Origin of the sequence: Shewanella algae (genome assembly GCF_009183365.2) — a bacterium.
GTDB classification, from domain to species: domain Bacteria; phylum Pseudomonadota; class Gammaproteobacteria; order Enterobacterales; family Shewanellaceae; genus Shewanella; species Shewanella algae.
The window spans coordinates 1,467,862-1,486,292 of the sequence record NZ_CP068230.1 but is presented as its reverse complement, the minus strand read 5'-3'; the positions used below and the strand labels follow the sequence as shown (position 1 = coordinate 1,486,292).

General features: G+C 52.8%; 17 protein-coding genes. 15 read left to right on the top strand and 2 right to left on the bottom strand.

What is annotated here, in order from left to right:
* Positions 1–761 precede the first annotated feature (761 nt).
* The 13 genes from E1N14_RS06670 (at position 762) to E1N14_RS06610 (ending at position 12,249) form a co-directional block, all read left to right on the top strand.
* The gene (locus tag E1N14_RS06670; RefSeq protein ID WP_062793301.1) at positions 762–1,937 is read left to right on the top strand and encodes a DUF5694 domain-containing protein; all 1,176 of its coding nucleotides are present in this window, start codon (positions 762–764) and stop codon (positions 1,935–1,937) included.
* A gap of 44 nt (positions 1,938–1,981) precedes the next feature.
* The gene (locus E1N14_RS06665) at positions 1,982–2,290 is read left to right on the top strand and encodes a hypothetical protein (protein ID WP_025009401.1); all 309 of its coding nucleotides are present in this window, start codon (positions 1,982–1,984) and stop codon (positions 2,288–2,290) included.
* Between the two features lie 18 nt (positions 2,291–2,308).
* The gene (locus tag E1N14_RS06660; RefSeq protein ID WP_025009402.1) at positions 2,309–2,695 is read left to right on the top strand and encodes an NUDIX hydrolase; all 387 of its coding nucleotides are present in this window, start codon (positions 2,309–2,311) and stop codon (positions 2,693–2,695) included.
* A gap of 100 nt (positions 2,696–2,795) precedes the next feature.
* The gene (locus E1N14_RS06655) at positions 2,796–3,218 is read left to right on the top strand and encodes a DUF1801 domain-containing protein (protein WP_025009403.1); all 423 of its coding nucleotides are present in this window, start codon (positions 2,796–2,798) and stop codon (positions 3,216–3,218) included.
* A 70-nt stretch (positions 3,219–3,288) separates the two neighbouring features.
* Positions 3,289–3,726, top strand: a complete 438-nt coding sequence (locus E1N14_RS06650) for a hypothetical protein (protein WP_025009404.1) — start codon at positions 3,289–3,291, stop codon at positions 3,724–3,726.
* Positions 3,727–3,806: 80 nt separating this feature from the next.
* A complete protein-coding gene (locus E1N14_RS06645; RefSeq protein ID WP_025009405.1) occupies positions 3,807–4,847 on the top strand; it encodes a linear amide C-N hydrolase in 1,041 nt (346 codons plus the stop codon).
* Positions 4,848–5,006: 159 nt separating this feature from the next.
* Positions 5,007–5,585, top strand: coding sequence for a hypothetical protein (locus E1N14_RS06640; protein ID WP_025009406.1), 579 nt, complete (start codon positions 5,007–5,009; stop codon positions 5,583–5,585).
* 266 nt (positions 5,586–5,851) lie between these two features.
* A complete protein-coding gene (locus tag E1N14_RS06635) occupies positions 5,852–6,964 on the top strand; it encodes a glycerol dehydrogenase (RefSeq protein ID WP_062793302.1) in 1,113 nt (370 codons plus the stop codon).
* A 339-nt stretch (positions 6,965–7,303) separates the two neighbouring features.
* On the top strand, positions 7,304–8,695 hold the full coding sequence (locus tag E1N14_RS06630) for an NAD-dependent succinate-semialdehyde dehydrogenase (RefSeq protein WP_025887648.1): 1,392 nt from the start codon (positions 7,304–7,306) through the stop codon (positions 8,693–8,695).
* 240 nt (positions 8,696–8,935) lie between these two features.
* A complete protein-coding gene (locus E1N14_RS06625; RefSeq protein ID WP_025009407.1) occupies positions 8,936–9,763 on the top strand; it encodes a glycoside hydrolase family 18 protein in 828 nt (275 codons plus the stop codon).
* A 257-nt stretch (positions 9,764–10,020) separates the two neighbouring features.
* A complete protein-coding gene (locus E1N14_RS06620) occupies positions 10,021–10,320 on the top strand; it encodes a DUF3861 domain-containing protein (protein ID WP_025009408.1) in 300 nt (99 codons plus the stop codon).
* Between the two features lie 137 nt (positions 10,321–10,457).
* Positions 10,458–10,919: a methyltransferase family protein gene (locus tag E1N14_RS06615; protein WP_025009409.1), complete on the top strand. Its 462-nt coding sequence runs from the start codon at positions 10,458–10,460 to the stop codon at positions 10,917–10,919.
* Between the two features lie 214 nt (positions 10,920–11,133).
* Positions 11,134–12,249 (top strand): FUSC family protein, encoded by a 1,116-nt coding sequence (locus tag E1N14_RS06610; RefSeq protein ID WP_025009410.1) that lies wholly within the window; start codon positions 11,134–11,136, stop codon positions 12,247–12,249.
* 13 nt (positions 12,250–12,262) lie between these two features.
* Here the strand turns inward: E1N14_RS06610 and E1N14_RS06605 are convergent, their stop codons facing one another.
* Both E1N14_RS06605 and E1N14_RS06600 read right to left on the bottom strand, forming a co-directional pair.
* A complete protein-coding gene (locus tag E1N14_RS06605; RefSeq protein ID WP_162173416.1) occupies positions 12,263–13,108 on the bottom strand; it encodes a tetratricopeptide repeat protein in 846 nt (281 codons plus the stop codon).
* Between the two features lie 274 nt (positions 13,109–13,382).
* Complete coding sequence (locus E1N14_RS06600) at positions 13,383–13,961, bottom strand: thymidine kinase (protein ID WP_025009412.1); 579 nt, start codon at positions 13,959–13,961, stop codon at positions 13,383–13,385.
* Positions 13,962–14,234: 273 nt separating this feature from the next.
* Between E1N14_RS06600 and E1N14_RS06595 the strand changes: the two genes are divergently transcribed.
* Both E1N14_RS06595 and brnQ read left to right on the top strand, forming a co-directional pair.
* Positions 14,235–16,373 carry a M3 family metallopeptidase gene (locus tag E1N14_RS06595; protein WP_062793304.1) on the top strand — a complete coding sequence of 713 codons (2,139 nt, stop codon included), beginning with the start codon at positions 14,235–14,237 and terminating at the stop codon, positions 16,371–16,373.
* A 685-nt stretch (positions 16,374–17,058) separates the two neighbouring features.
* Entirely contained in the window at positions 17,059–18,381 is a 1,323-nt protein-coding gene (gene brnQ / locus E1N14_RS06590) for a branched-chain amino acid transport system II carrier protein (RefSeq protein ID WP_062793305.1), read from the top strand.
* Positions 18,382–18,431 lie beyond the last annotated feature (50 nt).

The window sequence follows — 18,431 nt, the reverse complement described above, 5'->3', positions numbered from 1 at the left end:
AATTTTCGCACAGGCACATCTGTGACATGGCACGAGTTGCATAGCTAGTTGCGTAGCTAGTTGCGTAGCTAGAGCAAGGTGCTTTCGAGCACGAACCAAGGAGGGTGAGCTGGCTCATTATCCCTCAAGGCTCTGCCTCGGCCATACACTTCCCTGGGTATGAGCCAGTTCGGCGTTCATGCCTCTCGTTCGTAGCCAACGCAATGCGTTACTAACCATGCTCCGGAAGGTCAAAGTTCCACCTGCGCTTAGAAAATAAATGCACTACCTAAGGAAGATGCGAACAAGTCCCATGTGTGCTCTGCGTCGACTTACAGGCCTGAATGCAAGGCGTGGTTCGCAGCAAATGGCCCGAGTCCTTTGCAAGAAGCACAACACAGCAGGCTGGCCTGTAAGCCATGTCCCCGAACAAAGTGTTTACCAATTTCCCGGTCTATACACTCTTGTATTCCCCTCTTGTATACACTGTGGCTATCCATTAACCTGAAACGGCATTGGCAATGGATGGCTTGACGCGAATCTGACGCCAGTCAAGAGCGGCTAACGCTTTTATGTTTTAGTGCTTGGATGCTCACGACTAAGGCTCAATTCTCTGCCTGTTACTTCAGGCAGTTGCATGCGACAGGGAAAGTCGGGCTCTCTCCCCCTTAGTGAAACCCCAAAATACTGCCCAGCCGATGTTGCAAAGCCTCTTAGTCCGGCGCCGCTCGTATCCAACACGGGTATAGGGTAAAAAAATAATCATAATTTGGAGACTCAATTTGGCCACCAAAGTACTGCTTCTTCTTGCCTGCCTGGCGGCATCGAGTATTGCCCAAGCTCATGCGACAGGCACAGAAGCTGCCGCTTTAAGCGCAGAGAGTACAAAGAGTGCACTGCAACAACTCAGTGCCAAGAGTAAGCTGCAAACCCAGGTGATGGTGCTTGGCAGCCTGCACCTGAGCAATATCAAACAGCAATTGGACAGCCGCTCTCTGTCCTCGATCCTCGAGCCACTCTCCCGTTACCAGCCTACGGCCATAGCAGTAGAGTCACTGCGGCCACAGGATATCGCCACCATGATCAACGGCTCAGGCGAGTATCAGACTGTGTTGGATTATTTTGTGGGACAAAGATTTCTGGCGCTGGCGATAAAGGAGCAGCAGGAGTTGCGGCTCTCGGCGCAAAAGGCGCTTGAGAGTCTGGAGCCCTTATTGGACGAGACAAGCCTTGAACCTGTTCAGCGAGCAAGGCTCATCAAGTTGGCCGTTGCAGCCTATCACAAAGAGATAGCCCTGCTGCACTGGCATTATTTGGACAAAACCGCGGCAAGCCCAACGATTTCCACCGAGTTGCAGCACTATCTGGAGCAACTTGCCGCGAGCAATAACGAGAAAAACACCCTTGGCAACAACCTGGCCATGGCACTGAAGCTCAAGCGCATTTATCCGATAGATGATCATCTGGATAAAGATCTCTACCGCCCCATCGAAGCGCGGCTGCTTGAGTCTTACAATCAGTCGCCTCATGCCGCCGCTCTGGCCAAAAGCGACTATATCAACAAGCCACAAAGGCTAAAGACAGAGGCGCTTGAGACAGGTAATTGGTTGCCGCTCTTTTCCTGGCTAAACAGCCAGGAGTACCAGAGGGCCGTCATTGACCAGGAGTGGAGCCTGTTTATCGATAAAGATTTAACCCAGGATGCGGCGCTCTCCCGGGTTGCCCTTTGGGAGATACGCAATCTCAACATGAGCTCGCACATCATGCGCGTGGTGGCAGCTAACCCTGGAGGCCGGGTGCTGGTGATAGTCGGTGCCAGTCACAAGGTGTTTCTGGAGCAGTATTTGGCCAATATGTTGGGGGTTAAACTGATCCAACCGCAACAGTATTTTGCCGCCCCAAAGACATCAAAGGGGCAATCACCACAGCACTTGTTCTCAGATAAAGAGCAAAGATAAAGAACATGAACAGTCCATAACACACGATCAATAAAGCATCGCCCATGAAACATAGCTCACGAAATAGAAACAGCGGCAAAGGGTCATCAACTGCGCGCAGCAAGACCCACTCCGGTTGGCTTGTTGGCCTGCTCATGGGGCAACTGGCCGCTCTGGTGTTTGCCGTGCCGACCGCGGCACTGCTTTGGTTGGCAACCAATAAACATCTGGCCCTGTGGAGCAACGGCCAAGCCTTTATCGGCAGCCAGGGTTGGTGGCTGACACTGGCAGTATTTGCCCTGACGGCGCTGTTACTGCCGCGACTCTTCCCGAGTCTGCTGGGGAAAGTCTGGCAGTTATTGATTTGGTTTTAGTTGTAAACAAGGAACCCCATGAAACAATTGCAAAGTGTAGCCTGGCTATATGAAAAAGACGGTAAAGTCTTGTGTGTCAAATCCAAGGGCAAAGATAAGTACTTTATTCCCGGCGGCAAACCTGAACCGGGTGAAACCCTTGAACAAGCCCTGACTCGGGAGTTGAAGGAAGAGCTCAGCATAAATCTGCAGCAAGACACCATTTGCCACAGGTTCAGCATTACGGATAAGGCCTTCGGCTTCGAGAACACTGAGCTGACCATGCATTGTTTCAGCGCGGGCTTTAGTGGCGACATCATTACCGCCGCCGAGATAGAAAGCCTGGACTGGATAGACATGGTGGGTATCATCAAGTGTGCACCGGCGGCGCAGCAGGCGATTGCAAGACTGCTTGGCGACCATTGAATCGACGTTCGCTGGAGCAACTTTGTCCATCTTGGTCTATCCTGCTGCCAGATAACACAGAGTCAGGCTCGCACTCGCAAGCGAGCCAGGGAGAACACAAATGGACAAAAAATTGCAGCAAACCGACGGTAGTGTTTCTATCGACCACAAGATTGCCGCCCTGGGCGGCTGGCGCGCCGAGATGCTTGGCCATATCCGCGAACTTATCAAGGCAGCTATTCCCGAGGTAGTTGAAGAGTGCAAATGGGTAAAGCCAACGAACCCGTCCGGCGTACCTGTATGGTCGAGCCAAGGCATACTCTGTACCGGCGAGTCATACAAAGCCAAATTGAAACTGACATTTGCCAATGGCGCTTCGCTGCCGGATCCCCACAAGCTGTTTAATGCAGGTCTTGAGGGCAAACAGCGTAGAGCCATAGATATTACCCAGGACCAATCCTTGGATGAAACAGCTTTCAAGGCACTGATAAGCGCCGCTGCCGACTTCAACCACAACAAGGCCCTGAAACAATCAAAGCGGTAAGTGGGCTGCCAGAGCGGCAGCAAAGATGCACCAAGCTATAGCTATAGATATACAAATCTAAGGAAGGTCAATGAATAACCCGTTTATTCGCCGTTTGGCACTATTGTTTTTCCCCTTGTTTTCCCTCTGCCTGGCACCTGCGGCATTTGCCGAAGTAGATGAGCTTTTTATGCAGTATCTGCAGGGCAATTATCAGCTGGTTGGCAAAGCCATTGACTCAGATGCCAGCTACACGGGCAAGATGAGCATTTATGAGCAGGACGGCGAACTTAAGGTGCGCCGGGAGATAGAAGGCTTAAGCATTCAAGGAACAGCAGCCATAGAGCCGGTGCTGAACGGCGATGCCAAGGTGCTTAGGATCCGTTTTCAGCAACAAGAGCGGGATATTGAAGCCAGCTGCCTGTGGCGCGGCGATCTGGATAACTATGCCCGCATCAGCTGCTACCTGTATCATCCGGGGGAAGACACAGAAAACCCAGGTTTGGAGGCGCTGTTTCACTTGAGATAATTGCCAGGATTAACAACCCGGCTTGCCATTACGCGTTCAACACCTTTAACTCTCTTTAGCAATCAAACAGGGAAGTCACTATGAATCGGAAACTCATCACTTTAATCAGCAGCGCCTTAATCCTGATTATCGGCACGACGGCGCAGGCCTGCACCCGCGCCGTCTATCACGGCGAAGAACAGTTGGTGATCACTGCCCGCTCCATGGACTGGCGCGACGAAATCCCGGCGAGCCTGTGGCTGTTTCCCCGCGGCATGCAGCGCCATGGGGCGGTCGGCGACAACTCAGTCACCTGGACCTCACGCTACGGCAGCCTGGTCACCAGCGCCTTTGATATCTCCAGCACCGACGGCATGAATGAGAAGGGCCTGGTGGCCAATCTGTTATGGCTGGCAGAGTCGAGTTATCCCGAATACCAGGGTAAACGAAAAGGCCTGTCGGTCGCCGCCTGGGTGCAATATGTGCTGGATAACTTTGCCACAGTCGCCGAAGCCGTCGATGCACTGAGAGCCGAACCTTTTGTAGTAGTTTCCGCCAATATTCCCGGTACCCAACGCTTTGCCACCCTGCATCTGTCAATTTCCGATGCCGCAGGTGACAGTGCCATATTCGAGTACATAGATGGCAAGCTGGTGATCCATCACGACCAAAAGTACCGGGTGATGACCAACTCCCCCATCTTCGAGCAGCAACTGGCACTGAACCAGTATTGGCAACAGATTGGCGGCTTTACCATGTTGCCGGGAACCAACCGCGCCGCCGACCGGTTTGTCAGGGCCTCTTTCTATATGGATGCCATTCCCAAGACAGCCAATACCCGGGTGGCGGTTGCCGGCGCCTTCAGCGTCATTCGTAACGCCTCTGTGCCTTTCGGTATAGCTTCCGAGACTGAACCGAATATCTCTTCGACCCGTTGGCGCTCGGTCTCGGATCATAAAAATCGGGTGTATTACTTTGAAACCGCCTTAACCCCCAACACCTTCTGGGTCGATATGAAGGGCATCGACTTCAATAAACAACAAGAAGTGAAAAAGCTGACCATCAACAACAACAGCATCTACTCAGGTAACGCGCTGTCGGACTTTGTCACGGCCAAGCCCTTTACGTTCGCCGGGCTTTAATCTTTAAGACAGGGAGCCAAGGCTCCCTGTCTATCTTTTTGGCCTCACTGCCGAGCCCACACTCGCGCAAACCGTATCTAGGACTCAAAACTGTTCAGCCCGGCTTAAGGCTGATGGCGGATACTGTGAACTCTGAGAATCTTTGCAGGAGTCCTGTGAATGAAGCTAACCAACACCTTAGGCAAGTATTTCCCTAACTCCAAAACCGCTCTCTGGATGTTTTCGGCCCTGGCCCTTGGCACACTCTCCGGCTGCGGCTGGTTTGCCGCCGATGAAAAGGCGCAACTGGAGCAGCAGTGGCTCGCCAAAGATCAAGAGTTGCAACAAGCCATTGAGCAGATCCGCTCTCAAGGTCTGGATGCCATCAATCGCAGCGCCGAGGTCAGCTCGGTAACCGCCTGCGTCGCTGAAAAGCTCAGCCTGGATCCGCTTGGTGAACTGATCCAGGTCGATGGCGTATTGGCCGAGCCCGCCAGGGTCAGCGAGCTGCTCGGCCAAATTCAGCAGTTACTGGAGCAGGGCTTCAGTTTTGAAAACGCAGCCGCACTGCTGAATAAAGGAGCGGATCTCGCCGCCTATGTCAGCACACTTATCGAATCCCAGGGAATAGACAAGGCTTTGGCAGATGTCGAACAGCTACTGAAAAACGGCACTGATATCAAGGATCAGCAGCTCGGTGGCCACTTGCAAACCCTGTTGAACCAATGCCGCCAATCCCCTCCTAAAGGAAATGGATAGCGGCCGAACATCATTCATGCAAAAGACGGTGGCTGCAAACAACTTGCCGCCGCTCTCCCCTTGCCCGCCAAGGACATGACCACTGGCGCCACAGACTCACCAGATAAAAGAAAAATCCCAGTTATCCAATTAGCCATTCAAACCAAAAACCAGTTTTTATTGCCACCAACACAACAAAAACCAGACAGTTGCGCCATAGCTTTAAATCTTGGCTGTGATAGAGTCTCTTTGAACAAGGATCCGAGTCTGAATGTAATGGAGGCCATATGAGCACAGCAGTTCCACGTACCGTCACATCTCCCAAAAAGTTCATTATTGGCAAAGGCTTATTGTCGAAAATGCACGAATATGTGCATGACTTCGGCGACAATGCTTTTATTATTGCCGATGAGTTTATTCTCGGCAGGCTTGAGGATGAAGCCCTGACGGGTCTTGAGCAAAATGGCATCAGCAACCAACTGGAAAAATTCAACTACGAGTGCAGTGAAGCCGAGATCCAGCGGCTTGCCGCCCTGGCTGAGCAGGCTCATGCCAACGTAATAGTGGGTGTCGGCGGCGGTAAGACCCTGGATGCCGCCAAGGCCGTTGCCTTTCACCTTAAGCACCCCGTCGTTCTCTACCCCACCATAGCGTCAACCGATGCTCCCTGTACGGCTCTGTCAGTGATTTATACCGAAGCGGGTGAGTTTGAACGCTATCTATTCCTGCCACAGAATCCGGATGCCGTGATTGCCGACACCAGCATCATCGCCGCCGCACCGGCGCGTTTCTTTGCCGCGGGTATAGGCGATGCCCTGGCCACCTACTTTGAAGCCAGGGCCTGTTATCAGGCCGATGGCGTTAACCTGGTGTTAAAAAAGCCCTCGCGTACCGGCCTTGGACTGGCGCAGCTGTGCTATCAATTGCTGAGTGAAAACGTTGCCGCCGCCATGGATGCGGTAAACAACAAAATAGTCACCCCGGCGCTTGAGCAAACCATAGAGGCAACCATCTATTTAAGCGGTGTCGGCGCCGAAGCCGGTGGCCTTGCGGCAGCGCATGCGGTCAACAACGGTATGTCGGCGGTTGCCGAGCTGCATGGCGCCCAACATGGCGAGAAGGTGGTCTTTGGCCTCTTGACCCAACTGGTGCTGGAAAACGCTCCACAGAGTGAAATAGACAATGTTGTCCGCATCATTAAAACCGCTGGATTGCCGCTGACTCTGGCAGATATGGGGCTGAAGCACTTTTGCGAAGAAGAGTGGCGCAAGGTCGCCGAAATCGCCTGCGCCGAAGGCGATACCATGGACAATATGCCGATGGCTATCAGCGTCGATGATGTCTATCAGGCGATGATAGCTGCCAACGCCATGGCCGAGCGCTATCGCCGCCAGGACTGACAACAGCCAGAGCTGCAAACCCTCTCCGCGAGTTGGTTTGCAGCCTTCTTTAAATAACAGCAAGGCCCAAGGTTACATTTTTGTTAGTCAAAGATGTTTTTAAGTTTTTTAAAAACAAAGACCTAACAAAAAAGGATTAAAAATCACCGGCCGGCAGAACCCCGGGGATTTGCGTGACACTCATCACACAACTATCGCCATTTAAGGAGTAGAAAGGTTTGAGCTTTATTTCCAGCCACTCGCCTCTGAGGGCCGGAATCCACGATAAATCCAAACATTTTCACCCGATGCCAGGAGTTGGCATCAATACCCTATTACTTGCAACGCTGGGAGGAACACATGGCATATGCAACGATCAATCCCTTCACGGGAGAGCTCATCAAAGAATTCCCCAACGCCACTGACGCCCAAGTCACCGAGGCGATTGAATCGGCCCACCAGGCCTTCTTGAGCTGGCGCAATACGCCCTTCGCCACCAAGGCTGAAATACTCAATCGGGCTGCAGCCCTGCTCAGAGACAGCAAGCGCCGCTATGCAGAGCTGCTGACTCTGGAGATGGGTAAAGTCATTGGAGAGGCGGAGGCCGAAGTAGAATTGTCGGCACAAATCCTCGAATACTATGCAGAGCATGCCGAGAGACTGCTGGCACCGCAGAAACTGCCGGTGGCCGATCCCGCCGAAGGGGAAGCCCTTTTAGTCAATGAACCTCTGGGGGTATTGTTGGCCATTGAGCCATGGAACTTCCCCTACTACCAGATTGCCAGGATCCTGGCACCACAGCTTTCAGCCGGTAATACCCTGCTGTTGAAACACGCCTCCAATGTGCCTCAGTGCGCCGCCGCTTTTGAGAGCCTGATGCGTGATGCCGGGCTGCCGCAGGGCGCCTTCCAAAACCTGTATGCCACCCGGGATCAAATCGAACAGATCATTAACTCACCCAAGGTGCATGGCGTGGCCCTGACCGGCTCTGAAGGTGCCGGCGCCGTTATCGCATCCCAGGCCGGCAAGGCGTTGAAAAAATCCACCCTGGAGCTGGGCGGCTCTGATGCCTTTATCGTGCTGGAAGATGCCGAACTCGAGAAAACCATAGATTGGGCGGTGTTCGGCCGTCACTGGAATGCGGGTCAGGTTTGTGTTTCATCCAAGCGAATGATCCTGGTGGAAGCCATCTATGACAAGTTTATGGAAGGCTATACCCAAGGTGTGGCCAAGCTTAAAGCCGGCGACCCCATGGATCCGAATACTACCCTGGCCCCACTGTCATCCCAGGGCGCAGCAGATGAAGTGAAGCAGAAAATTCGTGAAGCGGTTGAGCATGGTGCCACGGCTACCGAAGTCGGCCCCAAAGTGCCGGAGCAAGGCGCCTTTGTGCAGCCGACCATACTCACCAATGTCAACCCGGACAACCCGGCTTACTACTGGGAGTTCTTTGGCCCTGTCTCCATGATCCTCAAGGCCAAAGATGAACAGGAAGCGATTGCCATTGCCAACGACTCTCCCTTCGGCCTCGGTGGTTCGGTATTCACCGCCGACAAACAACGCGGTCTGGCGGTAGCCAAACAAGTCTCTACCGGGATGATGTTTGTCAACCACCCCACCATGGTCAAGGCCGATCTGCCCTTTGGCGGTATCCGCCGCTCCGGCTATGGCCGCGAATTGATCGACTTAGGCCTGAAAGAGTTCGTCAACCACAAGCTGATCAATGTGGTGGATATCGACGCCCCCTTCTGATCTCACTTGACTCACGCAGCTATCAATGACAGACCCGGCCATTTGGCCGGGTCTTTTTGTGTAAGTCCATGAACTGACACAGATACTGACAAGCAAGGCTTACAGGCTGGACCAGATTGCTTAAATGGACAGCATCGACTATAGATTTGTGACCCGGCATATCCCCGGCAACCGACAGCACCACAAGGACAAGGAAGCCCAAGGTTATCGCCACTTCAGCCATGTCATGGAGGACACCCTATGAACTCACAAATAAGCCAAGGTTTTGAAATCGCTACCTGGTACGATACCTGGAATCCTGTTGGCCTGAATAATCTGGTCAACAACCTGGTCCCGTTGCACCTTGCCAGTCGCTACAGCCTGGCATTCGGCCAGTTGTCGGCAATTCACTCTGGTGGTTACTGTATTGAAATGAGTGGCAAATATGCCGATGCCATCAAAGATCAGCTGCTCTCTCAAGCGCCGGGTATCGAGCTTTATGCCGGAATTGGCAGTGAAGGCATACAGGCAAGCGTTGCCAGTAACAAGAGTGACAACAATCTCTCGACCCGCAATATTGTCTCCTGGCTCAAGGACAATCACTACACAGGGATAAACATAGACGCCGAAGAAAGAGAGGCGATGAAGCAAGTGGCCGAATTCGTCACTCAGTTGGGGCCTGAGTTTCGTGCCGCCGGTCTCGGAATTGCCGTTTCAGTCCCCTGGCCCGGGGAAGGACCGAGTTACCTCTACGGAGAGGGAGCTATCCAGGCCTTTAACGATAATGTCGATGCGGTGGAAATGCAGGACTACTCCTCCATCAATACCGCCCGCGATGCTGCGGTTTGGCTCGATGCCGGTTTAAAAGCCGAGATATTGATGGGCGGAGTCTGCAGTGAAAACTCCCGGGTACAAACCCCGCTCGAACAAGTTGAGCAGTGGACTGAGTTCGCCATTCACAATGGCTTGCGGGGCATGTTCAGTTGGCGTTTGGATAACGATCACGGCTCAGACGGCACCCGGGAAGACGTAGGCCCCAACTTTGCCTGCGCCAAGCACCTCTACGATACCCTGATGAAAAACAGATAGGCAGCACCTATCCCGGCTGGCTCACCAAGCCAATGCTTGCCAGCATTGTTGCTTGAACGGCTTCAGAGCCGCTGCCGGGAAATCTATGTCACGCGGCCCGGCCGCATCTGGCACTCTGGCATGTAAATTTAGGCAAATCCCTTATCCTTGAGAGCTCCCTGACAGTTAAAGTGTTTATTCGCAGCGCTTTTGCAATGCTGTCCCGGTTTATATCCACGCCGCTGCCGCGCGGCGGCCTCTAGTCAATGGAGTCCTCAATGAAACAACACAAATACAGTATCAGTGTCGAACATCTCGAAGATCAAAACGGTATGCCATCAAGCTATCAACAGGCGCTCAAATTCGAAGTCGGCAATCACGACGATATCTTTGCCATAGTGGACAAAATCAAACAGCGACAGGACTTCGATGAAGATCAGGCTGCCGCCTTTGCCGTTGGCCTTAAACTCTTCAGTGAGGTGATGCTGGAGCAACGTAAAAATCCACTCTTCGATGAGTTTCGGCCTCACTTTATGCAGTTTATGAAACAGCTCAAGCAAGGAAACCGCAGCGCCTAAATAGCTTCATGGCAAGAAATGCAGTGTTATCACCTTGGCAAGAGCCCCAGGCGTTAACAACTTGTATTTAGTGCTTGTATTCACAGATTGGGCCGTGTCATCTTAAGCGGCACCTGATACTCACAGCTGCATCATTCATGTCTGGATTGGAAAAGAAACTGCCGCCCCTGGCTCTCTTGTTGCTGTTTGCCCTTTTGCTGCAACTGACGTCCTATTGGCTGCCCTCTTCCGGCCTGCATTCCAGCCTCAGCCTGAGCCTCGCTTTTTCTCTGTTGGCGGTCGGGCTGATTATCCCATTGGCGGGAGTGCTCAGCTTCAAACGCCATGGGACGACACCGGATCCCAGGGTGCCGGAGCAAAGTTCAACGCTGGTAACCTCGGGGATTTATCGCTGCTCACGCAATCCCATGTATCTGGGATTTGTGTTCTTGCTGCTGGCGCAGACATTTTTCCTCAACTCACTCTGGCTGCTGATCTTGGTCGCCCTGTTTATTGCCTATTTACAGCGCTTTCAGATCCTTCCCGAAGAGCGGGCGATGCAGCAACTCTTTGGTGATCCCTACCGCACCTATTGTCAGAGAGTCAGACGCTGGATTTAACCCGGGCCTCCTCTTGTAAACCTGCCCCAGGCAAAAAACCACATTCGAATGATGCCACCAGAGGGCAAGCTGTGATCCAGCGCATAAAGGCTTTGCCGTCAAGCAATTGTGGCTCCCAGTTTGCACCTTTCGCGGCCACCGCCGACTCCATCGCGATTCATCTCTGTCATAATTGCCCTTGACGGTCAACCCATACGCTTTTTGAGACACTGCCATGCCCCTGTTTGCCAGAGCCTCCGCCTTCGCCGATTTCATCTATCGCCATTCCCGCGCCGTACACACGGTAAAACTGGCCTTGGCGCTGTTTATTGCCGCCGCCATCAACGCCATCTGGTCTTTGCCTCACTTTGTCTGGAGCATGGTCACCATAGTGATCATCATGATGGGCCTGCCACAAGTGGGCGGCGCTATCGAAAAATCGCTGCAGCGGGCCATAGGCACCTGCTTGGGCTCGGCCTATGGGGTCTTGTTGGTGATCACCATGGGCGGCTATTGGGACTTGATGGGCTTACTGATCCTCGGGGTCAGCATAGTCTGTTATATCAATGCCGGCCGCTACAGCTATGCCTACCTGGTGGCTGGGTTCACCATGATCATAGTGATAGGTGACGCCAACCACGACACCTCGGAAGCCTTATGGCGCACCGCCAATATTCTCATCGGCTGCGTGATTGCCGTGCTGGTATCCCTGTTTGTGCTGCCAATCAAGGCCAAACAAGACTGGCGGGCCCAGCTGGCAAGCTCACTGAAAATCATGACCCAAGTGCTGGAGCAGCATCTCAATGCCGGCCAGGAAGAGCCGGAAGATGCCCGTAAGTCTCTGGAAACAGCGATGAAGGCGGTGCTGGCGCAGAAAAAACTGCTGTTTTCGCTGGAATGGGAAAGCCAAACCTTGAAGAAAGAGGCTGCTACTCTGACCGAGCTGGCCAACAAACAGATAAGGGTGATCACGCTTTTGGAGCTACTGCTGCTCACCCGCTGGAAGGCCGAAGAGGATGAGGCCTATGCCAGAGTCAAACAGGTAGCCAGCGGGCTACAGCGAGAGTTTGCCTATCTGGCGGACTATGTGGCCGGCAACACACCCGACTGCCCCAAACTCCCCCTGGGACTCGGCTATCAATTGCAGCAACAGCTACTTAAGCAACTGCCATCTGAGCCGAGCGACGACTCGCCGGAATCGGCCCATCAAGGTTTCGCACTCAGCGGTTACAGTTGGCTTATCTATCAACTGGCCCAGGCGCTGTTGGCCATTCATGGCGAGCTGGCCAGCCTGGATCTGGCTTATAAGCGCAAAGCATCTTCCCAGCGCCAGTTGGATATTCCCGAGTAACTGGCCGCCGGCGTTACAGCCGCAACAGGTCCTGCTGATGAAAGTGGATCACCACTTCAGGGTCAAGCTCGAGTGCCAGATCCAGTATATGGCTGATGCTGATGGGTCCCTCTCCCATCTGGCTTAAGCTGTTGTAATAGCCCAGTAAGGGTAAGGCCCAGCCGCGGCGCCTTTCAATCAGCTGCTGGTACAACAGGGCGGCCTCTTGGTATTGTTTCTGCTCATAGCTCAGCATGGCTTTGAGATAGACAAGCTGAAAATACGCACGGCCCTGACGCTTTAATCCCTTATCGAGCTGCGCCAGAGCCTCATCGGATCGTCCCAACGCCCGCAAGCTGACGGCCTGATAAAACTGCAGCTTATCCAGATAGTCATACTGTCTCGCGGCTCGTTGATAACTCTTGAGCGCTGCCTCATGCTGGCCCATTTGTGCCAGGATATTGCCTTTGAGCATCTGGCCATCGGCCCAAAGCTGAGGCTTGTTATTGAGATAGCGGTTTATCTGCTCCAGCGCTGCCGGATAGTCCCGGGTTTCATAGAGTGTCCTGGCAATATCCAACCTGAGATCACGCTCCGATCCCAAAGCCTCGGCTTTGCGGTAATCGGCCAGTGCGCCGCTATAGTCCGGACGCAGGCGTTGGGAATAAGCGGACAGCACCTGAGCCTTGGCCGCGGCGCGGAAAAAATACAGTTCAGAGTCCTTGGACAGCATGGGCTCGGCCTTGTCATAGGCCGCCACCGCCTTGGGATAATTGGGGATATTGCTGAAGTAATAAAGCTGCCCAAGCAAAAATGCCAGCCGCCCGGAGTCCGGATAATTTTCTATGGCCGCATCCAGTCTGGGCGCCGCCTCTGCCATCTTCCTTTCAAAAATAAGCTTTTGAATCACTTTAATTTCTGAGGCGGGAACGGCTTTATCTGCAACGGCCTGCAATGGCAAAACTGAGCCCAGCAACAACAGCAACAAACCCGGCAACCGCTTTCTGGATATACGGCTTCCAGCAGGGGAAATAGACGACATAAGCTTCCTTTCTTTATCTCTTTCTTTATCGCTTTATTTATATCTTTGGCTGTTCGCCTACACTTTTACTATTGAACTTGCCGCTTCGGGCTTGCAAACGCGACGCCTCACATCAGTCCCAAATCAATTCGCGGTAGTGCTTACGACAGACAGACTCATAACTCTCATTGCCGCCTATCGCCACCTGCTCACCCTCGCGCACCGGGTTACCCGCCCCATCACGACGGATCACCATATTGGCCTTGCGACCACAGTGACAGATGGTTTTCAGTTCTACCAACTTGTCGGCCCAGGCCAACAGGTACTGACTGCCAACAAACAGCTCGCCCTGGAAGTCGGTACGCAAACCGTAACAAAGTACAGGAATATCCAGGATGTCGACCACATAGGCCAGCTGTTTAACCTGCTCTTTACTGAGAAACTGGGATTCATCAAACAGCACACAATTCAGGTGCTGACGCTCATGTTCGGCGCGGATCATCTCGAGCAGATTGTCATCATGGGCAAAAATACGTGCATCACATTCAATACCGATCCTGGAAGCGACCTTTCCCACTCCAAAACGGTCATCTATGGCGGGTGTCATCACCAGGGTATGCATGCCGCGCTCGCGATAGTTATAGGATGACTGCAGTAAAGAGGTGGATTTCCCGGCATTCATCGCCGAATAGTAGAAATAAAGTTGCGCCAAAACGGCTCTCCCCTGAGAAAAATTCCGGCCGCAATTTTACACTTTTTACCACATAAATACAGGATGCATGCCCCATGCAGCCAAACTTGAGCATTGGTTCAGCATTCGCTGAATCTACCCATTAAAATCAATTTGTTACACTTCTTTATCAATAAGCTGCTGGCCTGCAAACGTCGCGATTATGTAGGCTATAAACATTAAATTCAGCCACTTTTAAACAACAAGTGCTAAGTTGCGCTAAAAAACTCATAACTAAAGATGGAAGTCATAATAATGCGAAAATCTCTTCTGGCGCTGGCCGTTGGCGCCACACTGGCTATTTCTGGCTGCAGCACCCACAATCCTCAGGACACAAATCTGGCAAGTGCGGAAGCCACTCAAAGCAATCCACTTTTTGCCAAGAGCACCTTGCAATATCAGGCCCCGGATTTTCGCCTGATCAAAGATGAACACTTCAAGCCTGCACTCGAAGCCGGTATTGCCGAGCACTACCAGGAAGTATTGGCCATTGCCAACAACCCAGAGAAACCCACTTTTGCCAACACCATAGTCGCCCTGGAAAAATCCGGTGAACTGCTAAGCCGCGCCTCAAGCGTTTTCTATAATCTGACCGGCTCCAACTCCAACCCTGAACTGCGTAAAATTCAGGGTGAAATGGCGCCCAAGATGGCGGCCCACTCAGACAACGTCAACCTGAACCCGGAGCTGTTTGTCCGCATCGACAGCCTCTACTCTCAACGGCAGCAATTGGGCCTGAGCAGCGAAGAAGTGCGCCTTATTGAGGTGTACCACCAACGCTTTGTGCTTGCCGGCGCCAAGCTGACCGAGAACGAAAAAGCCCAGATCCGCGCCTTGAACGAAGAGCAGTCCAAGCTGGTGAACGAATTCCAGCAACGACTGATGCGGATGAACAAAGAAATCGCCGTAACTGTTACTGACGTTGCTCAATTGGAGGGTCTGTCCGACTCGGCCATTCGCAATGCCGCGGCCGATGCCAAGGCAGCCGGGCTCGATGGTCAATACCTGATCAGCATCACCAACACCACTCGCCAGCCTGTGCTGGCTCAGCTGAAAAACCGAGAGCTGAGAAAACAGATTTGGGAAGCCTCGGCCTACCGCGGCCTTGAAGGTGAAAACGAAACCGCCTCTCTGGTGGCCCGCCTGGCGCAGCTGCGCGCCGAACGCGCCGCCCTGCTGGGATTTGATAACTGGGCCAGTTACCGCCTGAGCCCACAGATGGCCAAGACACCCGAGGCCGTCTATGAGATGTTCGGCTCCATGGTGCCGGCCGTTGTCGCCAACACCCAGAAAGAAGCCGCCGATATCCAGGCGATGATCGACAAGACTGGTGGCAAGTTCCAGCTCAAGCCTTGGGACTGGGCCTTCTATGCCGAACTGGTGCGCCAGGAGAAATATGATCTGGATGAAGCCAGCCTCAAGCCTTACTTCGAATTCAATCGAGTGTTGGAAGACGGCGTCTTCTTTACCCTCAACCAACTCTATGGGGTAACCTTCAAGCCACGGCCGGATCTGCCGGTTTATCACCCTGATGTCAAAGCCTGGGAAATGTTCGATGCCGACGGCAGCAGCATGGCCATCTTCTATGGCGACTATTTCGCCCGTGAAGGCAAGCGCGGCGGTGCCTGGATGAGCTCTTTCGTCAACCAGAACCTGCTCAAGGGTGAAAAGCCCGTGGTGGTCAATGTGATGAACATCAAGAAGGCACCGGAAGGCGAAGCCACCTTCGTCAGCTATGACGAAGTAACCACCATGTTCCACGAGTTGGGCCACGGCACGCATGGCATGTTCTCCAAAGTAACCTACCCCAGCCTGTCCGGTACTGCGGTATCCCGTGACTTTGTCGAGTTCCCATCCACCTTCGAAGAGGACTGGGCCGGTCATCCACAAGTGTTGGCCAACTATGCCAAGCACTACCAAACCGGCGAGCCTTTACCCAAGGCGATGCTGGACAAGTTGCTGAAGTCCCGCAGCTTCAACCAGGGCTTCGACACCCTGGAGTATATGGCTGCTGCATTGGTCGACATGGAATGGCATTCGCTGGACAAAAACGCACCGCTGCAGAATGTCGCCGAGTTTGAAGCCAAGGCGCTTGAAAAGCACGGCCTGAACATTGAAGCCGTGCCACCACGTTACAAGTCGACCTACTTTGCCCACGCCTTCCCGGGTGGCTACAGTGCCAGCTACTACGCCTATATGTGGAGTGAAATCCTCGCGGCCGATGCCTTTGCCTATGTACAGACCCAAGGCGGCCTGAAGCGGGATATCGGCATGAAGTATCGCAAGACTATCCGCGAAGTGGGTAACAGCGTGCCACCTATGGAAGCTTACAAAAACTTCCGAGGCCAGGAGCCGACAACCGATGCCCTGCTCAAGCGTCGTGGTCTGCTCTGATAAGTGAGTGCTGAAAACCGTTTAAGTCCGAGGGGCGAGATTACACCTCGGACTTAAGCATAAAAAACACCTGAGTCTTCCGGCTCAGGTGTTTTTTTATGACAAGCTATTCGACTTCCAGCACCGGCAATCATTCTCCCCGTAATCTGGGCCGGATCTATTTTGCAACCCCTTGAAAATGGACACGTGATACCTAAGGAAGGTGCGAATAAGTCCTCGTGGCGTTCTCTTTTGTAGAGAGAGGCTTGCACAGCAACTTGCCGTTCAAGGCATCTGACTGAAGGCATGCCGGGGCCTGTCGAAGTCGGATTGAATCGTTAATGTTTCTTTAAAGAGTTTTTAGTGGCTTATTCCTGTGAGTGGAGAAAATGTTGAAATACACACTATCCACTATTTAAGGCTTGCCAGGTTCCAAGAGATAGGTTTATAAGGGATCCACACAGGGAGGAGCCTCCTCCCATATTTTCTGTCAACCTGGATTTTGTATGTCATTGGTCGCTTCCACAAGTTGTTTGCAGCCTAGTCGCCAACAAGTGACCGTCGCCAATCTCCTCCTGCTCTCTCTGGAACTCAACCGGGGCTGACAGGCTATTATCTTTTATTTTCTGTCAGTGAGAGTCGCTGGCAGAGTCATCAAAACGCTCACTTGCTGGTTACTTCAAAGCTGACATATTTGAGGAAGACTATGTTAAGTGCACGCAATATAGCCGCTTTGGGGTTTATGACCTTTGCCATGTATTTAGGCGCCGGCAACCTTATTTTCCCATCATTTTTGGGGTATCAGGCAGGCGAAAACCTGTTTCAGGGCATGGCGGGCTTTCTACTGGCCGGTGTGGGCTTACCCGCCTTTGCTTTGGTCATTGTGGCCCTGGTGGGGGGCTCCGATAACCTGACTTCAGTACTTCCCCGCCCTCTGGCTACCACGTTCTGGATTATGGTATTTATCGTGATTGGCCCGGCATTTGTCATTCCTCGTGCCATCACAGTCGCTTACCAATTCGGTTTTAGCCCGTTTTTCGGTGACAACGCTCTGGGTCCTTTTTCAATTATCTTCTGCGTTATCGCTGTACTGTTTTCCCTGCATCCGGGCAAACTGGTCGACAACCTGGGGAAGTGGTTGACGCCGGCGCTAATGGCTATCCTACTGGCAATGGCTATCGCCGCACTGCTGTTTCCGAGTCAAGGCATTTCCCAGGCGACCGGCGCCTATGTAACCAGCGCATTTGCCGAAGGTGTGACTCAAGGATATATGACCATGGACGCCTTGGGCTCTATCGGTTTTGGATGGGTTATCTTCCGCGCGATAAAAAGTATGGGTGTCACTCAGCCAAAGGCGATTACCAGGTACACCCTGATTGCCGCCTTGATGTACGCTGTGGCTATGGCACTGGTATATATATCCCTGGCTTATATCGGCGCCAGCAGCGTCGGTGAATACAGTAACGGCGGGGATATTCTGACCACCTTTACCACAACACATTTTGGTATTTTAGGTACCTTGCTGTTGGGGGCTGTGATGATATTGGCTTGCCTGACGACGATAATCGGCGTGACGACTGCCGGCAGTGAGTTTTATAGCCGCACATTCAGTAACGTGTCTTACCGTAACAGTGTGCTGGTCACCATGATAATTGGAGCATTGGTTGCCAATATTGGTCTGGAGCAACTTTTACAGATCACCCAACCCGTCGTGGTAGCCCTGCATCCGATTGCGATTGCCTTGTTGTTGATTGCGCCGCTACGGCGCCTTGTCTCCATGTCTGGCGTACTTGCAACCTTAGCGGCAGCGTTGATCTTTGGCGCTCTGGACGCCTTGCATATTCTCGGCAGTATGCCTGCCAGCCAGGATGCAATTTTGAACCAATATCTACCCTTATACGCTTGCTATGCAGCTTGGATTGTCCCGACGGTTATTGTTCTGGCCATAGCGACGAGTTTGACTCTGTTTGCCCGCTCGGCATCGGCTCGCGTCATCACGGAAAACTCAATAGAGCTGCCACAAAAATAATTGGCGAGGCCAGTTTGAATCAATAGGTATTTAGCCTGAATATCCAAGAC